The sequence below is a fragment of the Streptomyces sp. ISL-43 genome, assembly GCF_018614195.1.
Lineage (GTDB): Bacteria > Actinomycetota > Actinomycetes > Streptomycetales > Streptomycetaceae > Streptomyces.
The window spans coordinates 62,247-71,259 of sequence record NZ_JAGGOT010000060.1 but is presented as its reverse complement, the minus strand read 5'-3'; the positions used below and the strand labels follow the sequence as shown (position 1 = coordinate 71,259).

At 70.3% G+C, this 9,013-nt stretch carries 3 protein-coding genes and 1 tRNA gene; 2 read left to right on the top strand and 2 right to left on the bottom strand.

The genetic code is table 11. The features are described from left to right. The first annotated feature begins 22 nt into the window (after nt 1–22). Nucleotides 23–98, top strand: a tRNA-Thr gene (locus J7F03_RS31610). A gap of 78 nt (nt 99–176) precedes the next feature. Here J7F03_RS31610 and J7F03_RS31605 read toward each other — a convergent pair. After that, nucleotides 177–686, bottom strand: coding sequence for a DinB family protein (locus J7F03_RS31605; protein WP_214955570.1), 510 nt, complete (start codon nt 684–686; stop codon nt 177–179). Nucleotides 687–731: 45 nt separating this feature from the next. Beyond that, complete coding sequence (locus tag J7F03_RS31600) at nt 732–3,314, bottom strand: SpoIIE family protein phosphatase (RefSeq protein WP_251072769.1); 2,583 nt, start codon at nt 3,312–3,314, stop codon at nt 732–734. Nucleotides 3,315–3,480: 166 nt separating this feature from the next. Here J7F03_RS31600 and J7F03_RS31595 point away from each other — a divergent pair, with 166 nt between their 5' ends. Then, on the top strand, nt 3,481–8,985 hold the full coding sequence (locus tag J7F03_RS31595; protein ID WP_214955568.1) for a HAMP domain-containing protein: 5,505 nt from the start codon (nt 3,481–3,483) through the stop codon (nt 8,983–8,985). Nucleotides 8,986–9,013 lie beyond the last annotated feature (28 nt).

The following is a 9,013-nucleotide window of genomic DNA, read 5'->3' as shown; positions in this document are numbered from 1 at the left end:
GTAGGACGCCGCCGAACAACCCGCCCTTTTAGCTCAGTCGGTAGAGCGTCTCCATGGTAAGGAGAAGGTCAACGGTTCGATTCCGTTAAAGGGCTCCAAGAAAAGAAGGCCCCCGCCATTGGCGGGGGCCTTCTTTGCGTTACGGGGCCGGCCCGGAAAGGGCCGGCCCGACGACGTCAGTAGTAGCCGGTGTCGCCGTCGAGGAGTTCGCGGATGGTGTCGAGGTGGCCCGCGTGGCGGGCCGTCTCCTCGATCATGTGGATCAGCATCCAGCGCAGCGAGGCCGAGCCCGACTTGAACTCCCGGTTGAGGCCGGCCTGGTCGAGGGGGTGCGCGGCGATGATCTCGTTCGAGGCCGCGCACTGGCGGTCGTACTCCTGGAGGAGCCGGCCGAGCGGGATGCCCTCGACCATGAAGTCGGCGTCCTCCTCGCCCACGAACTGGGGGCCGGTCGCCGGGTGGTCCAGGAAGAGCACCTCGAACCAGCACTGCTCGGTCCAGCGCATGTGCGAGACGATGCCGGCCACCGTCATCAGCGGGGACTTGGGCAGGACGGACCGGTGGGCGTCCTCCTCGGAGATGCCCTCGCACTTCCACTGGACGATGGAACGCTGGAGGTCGAGCCAGCCCACGAGCTGGGTGCGTTCGTCCGCGGTGAAATCAGGGCGCGTGCGAGAGATCGGCATGGCCGCAGATCCTAACGGGGAGCGGGCTCGCGGTGCATCCGCTTTTCAGTCGCCGCGGCGCTGCTCGGGGATGCGGAAGGCGAGGATGGCCATGTCGTCCGAGGCCGGTTCGGCTGCGAAGCGTTCCACGGCGCGCAGGACGCGGGAGGCGACGGCGCCGGCCGTGAGGCCCGTACAGGTGGTGAGGACCTCGGCGAGGCCGTCGTCGCCGAGCATGCGGGTGCCCTCGCGGCGTTCGGTGACGCCGTCCGTGACGCAGAGCAGGACGTCGCCCGGGTCCAGGGTGAGGGTCTGCTCGTAGAGTTCCAGGTCGTCGAGCACGCCGAGGAGCGGCTGCGGGTCCGCAGCCGGGACGACCTCGCCGTTGCGGCGCAAGCGCAGGGGGAGCGGGTGGCCCGCGCAGACGACCTTCATGTGGGCGCTGCCGTCGGGCTGGGGGTGGAGCTCGCCGTAGAGGAGGGTGAGGAAGCGGCTGCGGGCGCCCTCGTCGAGGATCGCCGCGTTGAGGCGTTCCAGTACGGCCGGGCCGCCGAGGCCCTCGCGGGCCAGGAGGCGCAGTGCGTGGCGGGCCAGGCCGGTGACGGCGGCCGCCTCGGGGCCCGTACCGCAGACGTCGCCGATGGCGAAACCGTAGACGCCGGGACGGATCGGGAAGACGTCGTAGAAGTCGCCGCCCACCTCGTTGCCCTCGCCGGCGGCGCGGTAGATGACCTCGACCTCGATGCCCGGGATGGCCGGGGAGCCGGGAGGCAGCAGGCTGCGCTGGAGGGAACGGCTGATGGCGGTGCGCTCGGAGTACAGGCGGGCGTTGTCCAGGGCGAGGGCGGCGCGCCGGGAGAGGTCCTCGGCGAGTTCGAGGATCTCCTGGCGGAAGTGTTCCTCGGACGGTTTGCCGAGGGTCAGCATGCCGATGACGCGGTTGCGGGCCAGCAGGGGCAGGACGACGGTCTCGCCGCCCACGGCGACCGCCGTGGAGGGCCAGGGGCGGGCGCCGGCCTCGCGGACCGGTTCGGGCGGGCTGACGTGGGAGAGCAGGTCCTTGAGGCCGTCGATGCGTTCCTCGTCCTCGTGCAGGACGTAGGAGAGGTACGGGTCGGAGGCCGGGTCGGCGATGGTGTAGACGGCGCACCAGGTGGCGAGGGTGGGGACGGTCATCTGGGCCATGAGGGCCAGGGTCTGGTCCCGGTCGAGGGTGCCGGCGAGCAGGTCGGAGGCCTCGACGAGGAAGGAGAGGGAGCCGCGGCGCAGTCGTTCGAGCTCGCCGAGGCGGGCGGACTCGACGGCGAGGGCGATGCGGTCGGCGGCGAACTGGAGGCGCAGGGCGTCTTCGTTGGAGTAGCGGCCCGGGTTCTCGGCGGCGATGCCGAGGGAGCCGGTGAGGCGGCCCTCGACCTTGAGGGGGACGGTGACGGCGGAGCGCATGCCGGTGTTCTCCAGGAGCGGGACGGCTCCGGGGACGACGGCGAGGTCCTCGTGGACGGCGGGCATGCGGGCGCTGCCGTACCGGTTGGTGCCGGCCTCGACGGGGACGCGGGCGAAGCGCTGGCGGGTGGAGGGCAGGCCGGTGGTGGCGCGGACCTCCAGCTCGGTCTCGTCGTCGGTGGCCAGGAGGAGGAAGGCGGAGTCGGCGTCGAGGAGGTCGCGGGCCCGTTCCACGGTGCGCTGGAGGAGGCCGTCGAGGTCGTCGGGGGCGGGGGAGCCGATGAAGATCTCGAAGGGGTCCACGGGGCGGGAATCGGCGAGGTGGCCGCCGTCGATGGGGACGCGTACCGGGCTCATGAGCAGGGCGCGCTCGTCGTCGTGGACGAGGAGGCAGACGATGGAGGGCTCGCCGTGGGCGTCGCGGACCCGCAGGTGGGAGGCGTAGACGGGGATGACGCGGCCGTCGGCGCCGCGGATGCCGTAGCTGCCCTCCCAGCGGGACAGGCGCAGGGCCTCGGCGATGCCGGTGCCGGTGCCGGGGGTCTGCGGCCAGGCGGCGAGCTCGGCGAGGGGGCGGCCGACGGCCTTCTCGGCGGGGTGGCCGAAGACGATCTCGGCGTCCTCGTTCCAGGCGCAGATGGTGTCGGTGGCGTCGATCTGGAGGACGGCTACGCGGACCCGGCTGTCGGCGAGGGGGAGGAGCTGGTCGGGGACCACGGGGCCGGCGGAGCGGGTACCGACCGGACGGTCCGGCATGTCGAGGCGGAACCAGACGTGTTTGTGGGTGGCGGTGTACTCGACGCCCCAGCGCGTGGCGAGGGCGGCGCAGAGCATGAGTCCGCGGCCGTCCTCGCGGTCGGGGTCGGCGTACGGGCGCTCGCCGGGGTGGTGGAGGGGGAGCTCGCGCTCCGGGTAGCGGTCGGCGACCTCGACCCGTACGCCGTCCTCGGTGCGCAGGCACAGGACTTCGGCGCGGGTGCCGGCATGGACCACGGCGTTGGTGACGAGCTCGCTGGTGAGGACCACCGCGTCGTCGACGATGTCCGCGAAGCCCCAGCCCTGGAGGGTGTCGCGGACGAACGCGCGGGCGGCGGCGACCGAGCGCCCTTGGGGATCGAAACTGGCAGCCGCCCGTGCCGTGATCACAAGTCTCCTTCGACGCGGTTGGACATCGGGTGCCAGGTTACTTACCTTCACGGTCGGCATGGTGCCCTCGTCGGGGAATCCACCCGCAGGGTGCGGCCGGTGTGCGATGGTGCCGAAGTGTTATGGCCGGGTTCGGCCAGGGTGAAACACTGGGCAGGCTTGAAGAGCCGGGTAGGAACACTCGATGTCCGGTGGAACAGCGGTCGACCCTTTCGGGAGGGACACGGTGGAGTCTGGCGCAGCGGTGCGGCGTACGGGAACGCGCCCGAAGGGCGGACGGTCCCGGCGGACGGGCACGACGGAAGTCGATACGGCCGCTCTGAACCGGCTGCTCACGGCCCTGGTGTCGATGCGGGACGGGAACTTCCGCAAGCGGCTGACGGTGTCCGGCGAAGGCGTGATGGCGGAGATCGCCGCCGTCTACAACGAGGTCGCCGACCGCAATCTCCACCTGACCGGGGAGCTGTCCCGGGTGCGGCGGATGGTGGGCCGCGAGGGCAAGCTGAGCGAACGGCTGGAAACCGGTGCCTGCGAGGGGTCCTGGGCGGCCGCGATCGACGCCTCGAACCAGCTGGTGGACGATCTGGCCCGGCCGGTGTCCGAGGTGGGCCGGGTGCTGTCGGCGGTCGCCGAGGGTGATCTCGACCAGCGGATGGACTTGCGGACCCAAGCCGCGGAAGGGGCCGGTCACCCGCTGCGCGGGGAGTTCCTGAAGGTCGGGCGGACGGTCAACAACCTGGTCGACCAGCTTTCCGCGTTCACGGACGAGGTGACGCGGGTGGCGCTGGAGGTGGGTACCGAGGGCAAGCTCGGCGGCCAGGCCCAGGTGCGTGGAATGTCCGGATCCTGGAAGGATCTGACCGACTCCGTCAACACGATGGCGTACCGGCTCACCGCTCAGGTGCGTGACATCGCTCTCGTGACGACCGCGGTGGCGAAGGGTGATCTGTCGCGCAAGGTCACGGTGCACGTGGCCGGCGAGATGCTCCAGCTGAAGAACACCGTCAACACGATGGTGGACCAGCTGTCCTCCTTCTCCTCCGAGGTGACCCGCGTGGCCCGCGAGGTGGGTACGGAGGGTGAGCTCGGCGGCCAGGCGAAGGTGCCCGGGGTCGCGGGCGTGTGGAAGGACCTCACCGACTCCGTCAACACGATGGCGGGCAACCTGACGGCGCAGGTGCGCGGCATCGCGCAGGTCACGACGGCCGTCGCCAACGGCGACCTGTCACAGAAGGTCCGGGTCAGCGCGCGCGGCGAGGTCGCGCAGCTGGCCGAAACGATCAACCAGATGACCGAGACGCTACGGACCTTCGCCGACGAGGTCACGCGCGTCGCGAGCGAGGTCGGGGCGAAGGGCCTGCTCGGCGGGCAGGCGCAGGTGCCGGGCGCGGCCGGGACGTGGAAGGACCTCACCGACTCGGTGAACACGGTCTTCCGCAACCTGACCACGCAGGTGCGGGACATCGCGCAGGTGACGACGGCGGTGGCCAACGGCGACCTGTCGCAGAAGGTCACCGTGAACGTGGCCGGCGAGATGCTGGAGTTGAAGAACACCGTCAACACGATGGTGGACCAGCTCCAGTCCTTCGGCGCCGAAGTGACGCGAGTGGCCCGCGAGGTCGGCGTCGAGGGTGAACTGGGCGGGCAGGCGCAGGTGCCGGGCGCGGCCGGGACGTGGAAGGACCTCACCGACTCGGTGAACACCGCCTTCCGCAACCTCACCGGGCAGGTCCGCAACATCGCCCAGGTGACGACGGCGGTGGCCAACGGCGACCTGTCGCAGAAGGTCACCGTGGACGTCTCCGGCGAGATGCTCCAGCTGAAGAACACCGTGAACACGATGGTGGACCAGCTGTCCTCCTTCGCCGACCAGGTCACGCGGATGGCGCGCGACGTGGGCACCGAGGGCCGGCTCGGCGGACAGGCCCGGGTCGAGGGGGTGTCCGGCACCTGGAAGGAACTCACCGACTCCGTCAACTTCATGGCCGGCAACCTGACCTCCCAGGTGCGGCAGATCGCCCAGGTGACCACTGCGGTCGCGCGCGGCGACCTCTCGCAGAAGATCGACGTGGACGCGCGCGGCGAGATCCTGGAGCTGAAGAACACCATCAACACGATGGTCGACCAGCTCTCGGCCTTCGCCGAGCAGGTCACCCGGGTCGCCCGCGAGGTGGGTACGGACGGGCGGCTCGGCGGTCAGGCGCAGGTGCCGGGCGTGGCCGGCGTGTGGCGTGACCTGACGGACTCGGTGAACGGCATGGCCGGGAACCTGACCTCCCAGGTGCGCAACATCGCGCAGGTCGCGACGGCGGTGGCCCGCGGTGACCTCTCGCAGAAGATCGACGTGGACGCCCGGGGCGAGATCCTGGAGCTGAAGAACACCCTCAACACGATGGTCGACCAGCTCTCGAACTTCGCGGAGCAGGTGACGCGGGTGGCCCGTGAGGTGGGCACCGAGGGCATCCTGGGCGGCCAGGCCGAGGTGAAGGGCGTCTCCGGCACCTGGAAGGACCTCACCCAGTCCGTCAACTTCATGGCGAACAACCTGACGTCGCAGGTGCGCAACATCGCCGAGGTGACGACGGCCGTTGCCACGGGCGACCTCTCCAAGAAGATCACCGTCGATGCCAAGGGCGAGATCCTGGAGCTCGTCACCACCGTGAACACGATGGTGGACCAGCTGTCCTCCTTCGCGGAGCAGGTGACGCGGGTGGCCCGTGAGGTGGGTTCCGAGGGCATCCTCGGCGGGCAGGCCCGGGTGCGCGGGGTGACCGGCATCTGGAAGGACCTGACCGACAACGTCAACCTGATGGCCAACAACCTCACTTCGCAGGTCCGCAACATCTCGCAGGTCTCGTCGGCGGTGGCCAACGGCGACCTGACGAAGAAGGTCACCGTCGAGGCGCGCGGCGAGGTGGCGCAGCTCGCCGACACCGTGAACACGATGGTGAAGACCCTGTCGTCCTTCGCCGACGAGGTCACGCGCGTGGCCCGCGAGGTGGGTACGGAAGGCCGCCTGGGCGGCCAGGCGCACGTGCCGGGGGTGTCCGGGACGTGGAAGGACCTCACCGACTCGGTGAACTTCATGGCCTCCAACCTCACCGGCCAGGTGCGGCAGATCGCCATGGTCACGACCGCCATCGCCAAGGGCGACATGACCAAGAAGATCGACATCGACGCGCGCGGCGAGATCCTGGAGCTCAAGACCACCATCAACACGATGGTCGACCAGCTGTCGTCCTTCGCCGACCAGGTGACGCGGGTGGCCCGCGAGGTGGGCACCGAGGGCATCCTCGGCGGCCAGGCCCGGGTCCGGGACGTCGACGGCACCTGGCGGGACCTGACCGAGTCCGTGAACGAGATGGCCGGGAACCTCACCCGGCAGGTGCGTGCCATCGCGGCCGTCGCCACGGCGGTGACGCGCGGCGACCTCAACCTCAAGATCGACGTGGACGCGGCCGGCGAGATCCAGGTCCTCCAGGACAACCTCAACACGATGATCGCCAACCTGCGCGACACCACCTTGGCCAACAAGGAGCAGGACTGGCTCAAGGGCAACCTCGCCCGGATCTCCGCCCTGATGCAGGGCCGCCGGGAGCTGGACGACGTCGCCTCGCTGATCATGAGCGAGCTCACCCCGGTGGTCTCCGCGCAGCACGGGGCGTTCTTCCTGGCGCTGCCGGCCGGCGGTACCACCGAGATCGGGACGGAGGGGGGCGCGGACGGTTCGTACGAACTGCGGATGCGCGGGAGTTACGCGTACGCCGGCGGCCAGATGCCCATCTCCTTCCGGCCGGGGGAGGGGCTGATCGGGACCGTTGCCGAGGAGAAGCGGACGATCCTCGTCGAGAACACCCCGCCCGGCTACCTGAAGATCTCCTCCGGGCTGGGCGAGGCCCCGCCGGCGCACGTGATCGTGCTGCCGGTGCTCTTCGAGGGGAAGGCCCTCGGTGTCATCGAGCTGGCCTCCTTCCAGCCCTTCACGCAGATCCAGAAGGACTTCCTCAGCCAGATCGCCGAGATGATCGGTACGAGCGTCAACACCATCTCGGTCAACTCCAAGACGGAGATGCTGCTCAAGCAGTCGCAGGAGATGACCGAGCAGCTGCGCGAGCGCTCGGACGAGCTGGAGAACCGGCAGAAGGCCCTGCAGGCCGCCAACGCCGAGCTGGAGGAGAAGGCCGAGCTGCTGGCCCAGCAGAACCGGGACATCGAGGTGAAGAACACCGAGATCGAGGAGGCCCGGCAGGTCCTGGAGGAGCGCGCCGAGCAGCTCGCGGTCTCGATGCGCTACAAGTCCGAGTTCCTGGCGAACATGTCCCACGAGCTGCGGACCCCGCTCAACTCGCTGCTGATCCTGGCCAAGCTCCTCGCGGACAACGCGGACGAGAACCTCTCGCCGAAGCAGGTGGAGTTCGCCGAGACCATCCACGGGGCCGGCTCCGACCTGCTCCAGCTGATCAACGACATCCTCGACCTGTCGAAGGTCGAGGCCGGGAAGATGGACGTCTCGCCGACCCGGATCGCGCTGGTGCAGCTCGTCGACTACGTGGAGGCCACCTTCCGGCCGCTCACCGCGGAGAAGGGGCTCGACTTCTCGGTACGGGTCTCCCCGGAGCTCCCGGCGACCCTGCACACCGACGAGCAGCGGCTGCTGCAGGTGCTGCGCAACCTGCTGTCGAACGCGGTGAAGTTCACCGACACCGGGGCGGTGGAGCTGGTGATCCGGCCCGCCGGGGCGGACGTGCCCATGGCGATCCGCCAGCAGCTGCTGGAGGCCGGCTCGCTGCGCGAGGCGGACGCCGACCTGATCGCCTTCTCGGTGACCGACACCGGGATCGGGATCGCCGCGAGCAAGATGCTGGTGATCTTCGAGGCGTTCAAGCAGGCCGACGGGACGACCAGCCGCAAGTACGGCGGCACGGGCCTGGGGCTGTCCATCAGCCGGGAGATCGCCCGGCTGCTCGGCGGGGAGATCCACGCGGCCAGCGAGCCCGGCCGCGGGTCCACCTTCACGCTGTACCTGCCCCTGCACCCGAGCGAGCTGCCCCCGCAGGGGTACGCGCCGCCGACGCCCGGCGGCGCGCGCGCGGAGCTGTACCGCAGGCCGGCCGCCGAGGAGGCGCTGCCCGCGCTGCCCGCGGCTCCGGCCGTGCAGGGCCCCGTAGCGTCCGTGCAGCCGGTTGCGCTGCCGCGGGCCGGGGAACCGGTGGGGCAGGGGTCCTCGGCGTTGTTCCGGCGCCGCCGCAAGGCCTTGAGCGAGCCGCTGCTGCGGGCGGAGGTGCCGGGGCAGGGCGAGGCGGAGGCGTGGGCCGTCGAGGAGCCGCTGCCCGTGGCGCCGCGGACCTACGACTTCCACGGCGAGCGGGTGCTGATCGTGGACGACGACGTGCGCAACGTGTTCGCGCTGACCAGCGTGCTGGAGCAGCACGGGCTGGCGGTGCTGTACGCGGAGAACGGCCGGGAGGGCATCGAGGTCCTGGAGCAGCACGACGACGTGGCGCTCGTGCTGATGGACATCATGATGCCGGAGATGGACGGGTACGCGACGACCTCGGCGATCCGGCGGATGCCGCAGTTCGAGGGGCTGCCGATCATCGCGCTGACGGCGAAGGCGATGAAGGGCGACCGGGAGAAGGCGATCGAGTCCGGAGCCTCGGACTATGTGACCAAGCCGGTGGAACCCGACTATCTACTGTCGGTCATGGAAGGGCATATGCGGGGAAACTGAGGCGTGAGCGGGCGGGCGGGGAGGGACT